3 protein-coding genes are annotated in these 2,727 nt (G+C 67.0%); all 3 read left to right on the forward strand.

The genetic code is table 11. The features are described from left to right. The coding region (locus JHD07_RS06825) for a hypothetical protein (RefSeq protein ID WP_291620336.1) at window positions 1-190 on the forward strand (190 nt) is incomplete at its 5' end. A gap of 148 nt (window positions 191-338) precedes the next feature. Continuing rightward, window positions 339-1,622, forward strand: a complete 1,284-nt coding sequence (locus JHD07_RS06830; protein WP_291620338.1) for an MFS transporter — start codon at window positions 339-341, stop codon at window positions 1,620-1,622. Window positions 1,623-1,647: 25 nt separating this feature from the next. Beyond that, window positions 1,648-2,727 (forward strand): arsenic transporter (locus tag JHD07_RS06835; protein ID WP_291620340.1); only part of this gene is annotated, 1,080 nt, incomplete at its 3' end.

The raw sequence follows: 2,727 nt of genomic DNA on the forward strand, positions 1-2,727 counted from the left end.
GATAACGCTCGCGGGCGTGATCCGCGAGCGTTATCCGGGCCTGCCCGTCGTGCTCACCTCCGGCTACAGCAACGTGCTCGCAGAGAACGCCCATCGCGGCTTCGAACTGATCCAGAAGCCGTATTCGGTGGAGTCGCTGTCGCGTATCCTGCGCAAGGCGATCACGGAGAAGATATCGGTGGCAAGGTGAGTGCGTGCTTCTCACGGGTTGCCGCGTCCCTCGTCATTGCGAGCAATTAGTACCCCGCCCGATCCAACAGACGTGAAGCTACAAGTCGGGAACAAAGCCGGCCTGACGGCAGTTTCTGCCGCGCTTCGCAGCCTCGATCGAGAACCCGATGTCCAGCGAAAATCCCGATCAGGCAAGGCGCGCCGGCCGAGCGCTGGATGCGGCCAATTTCTTCCTTGCCGACGTCCGCGACGGGCTCGGCCCCTACCTCGCCGTCTACCTCCTCACCGAGCAGCGTTGGGACGAGGCGCGCATCGGCCTCGTGATGTCGGTCGCGACCGTCGCCGGCATCGTGGCGCAGACGCCGGCCGGCGCCCTGGTCGATGCGACCCGGGCGAAACGTCTGGTCATGGTGATGGCTGCAATCATGGTGACGCTGGCATCGCTGTCGCTGCCGTTGTTTCCGAGCTTCCTCCCCGTCGCGATCTCGCAAGGCATCGCGCAGGCCGCCGCCGTGGTATTTCCGCCCGCGATCGCCGCGGTCTCGCTCGGCATCTTCGGCCATGCCGCCTTCACCCGCCGGATCGGTCGCAACGAGACCTTCAACCATGCCGGTAATGCGGTCGCGGCCGCGCTGGCCGGCGTCTCCGCCTATTGGTTCGGTCCGACGGTCGTCTTCTTTCTCCTCGCCGCCATGGCGATCGCGAGCCTCCTCCGCATCCTCGCAATTCCCGCCCGCGCCATCGATCATGACCTCGCCCGCGGGCTGCACGATGCGACGACGGATGCGCAGCGGGACACGCCGTCGGGCTTCGCCGTGCTCCTCACCTGCCGTCCCCTGCTCGTCTTCGCGATCTGCGTGCTGCTGTTCCACCTCTCCAACGCTGCGATGCTGCCGCTGGTCGGGCAGAAACTGGCGCTGCAGGACAAGAACCTGGGCACCAGCCTGATGTCGGCCTGCATTGTCGCCGCGCAATTGGTGATGGTGCCGTTCGCCATGCTGGTCGGCGCCAGGGCCGACCGTTGGGGCCACAAGCGATTCTTCCTTGCAGCGCTCTTGATCCTCCCGATTCGCGGCGCCCTCTACACGCTCTCCGACAATCCGTTCTGGCTGGTCGGCGTCCAGTTGCTCGACGGCGTCGGCGCCGGAATCTTCGGCGCCATCTTCCCCGTCATCGTCGCCGATCTCATGCGCAACACCGGCCGCTTCAACGTCGCTCAGGGCGCGGTCATCACGGCCCAGAGCATTGGCGCGGCGCTGTCGACGACGCTGGCCGGCTTTGTCGTGGTCGGCGCGGGCTACAGCGCGGCGTTCATCACCCTCGGCGTCGTCGCGGCGATCGGCGCAGCCGTCTGCTTTCTCGCGCTGCCCGAGACTCGGCATCGCCCCTCCGATGACAGCGGCCCCAAGGGGGAGACAGCAGCGGCGACATCCGCTATCGCTGCCGAATGAGCTCACTTCATTCCAAGGACTGACCGTGCCGTCTGACGCCATCTGGGCCTGGAGCATCATCGCCGTCGCGACCGCAGGGGTGATCATCCGGCCATTTCGTCTGCCGGAGGCAATATGGGCCGCGATCGGCGCCGGCGCCCTGGTGCTGCTGGGTCTGCTGCCGTGGCAGGACGCGCTGACGGGAATCGAGAAAGGCGTCGACGTCTATCTGTTCCTGATCGGTATGATGCTGATCGCCGAGCTCGCCCGGCTCGAAGGCTTGTTCGATTATCTCGCCGCGCTCGCGGTGGAATACGCACGCGGCTCGCCGCAGCGGCTGTTCCTGCTGATCTACCTCGTCGGCACGGTCGTGACGGTGCTGCTCTCCAACGATGCCACTGCGATCGTGCTGACGCCCGCCGTCTATGCAGCGACGCGCGCGGCGGGCGCCAAGCCGCTGCCTTATCTGTTCGTATGCGCCTTCATCGCCAATGCCGCGAGCTTCGTGCTGCCGATCTCGAACCCTGCCAATCTCGTCGTGTTCGGCGCCCGCATGCCTCCGCTGGTCGAATGGCTGCGCCTGTTCGCCCTGCCCTCGGCAGCTTCGATCGTGTTGACCTATGTCGTGCTGCGCCTGACCCAGCACCGCGCGCTGAAGGAGGACAGGATTGCGCGCAGCGTGCCGCATCCCAAGCTCGGACGCGGCGGCAGGCTCACGGCCGTCGGCATCGTCGCGATCGGGGTCGTGCTGGTCACCGCGTCCGCGCTGGACCGGCAGCTGGGCCTGCCGACCTTCATCTGCGGCGTGGCGACGGCGGTGATCGTGCTGCTGATCAACCGGCAATCGCCCCTGCCGGTGTTGCGCGGAGTCTCCTGGAGCGTGCTGCCGCTGGTCGGCGGGCTCTTCGTCATGGTGGAATCGCTGGTGAAGACCGGCGTGATCGCGCAGCTCAGCACGCTGCTGCAGCAGGCTGTGGCGCAGTCCGTGCCGAAGGCGGCCTGGAGCGTCGGCCTCGCGACCGCGCTCGCCGACAACATCGCCAACAATCTTCCGGTCGGCCTCGTCGCCGGCTCGGTCGCCGCCAGCGACCACCTGCCGGCGCCCGTCGTCAGCGCCATCCTGATC

It is taken from the genome of Bradyrhizobium sp. (assembly GCF_016462955.1).
In the GTDB taxonomy this organism is placed as follows: Bacteria; Pseudomonadota; Alphaproteobacteria; order Rhizobiales; family Xanthobacteraceae; genus Bradyrhizobium.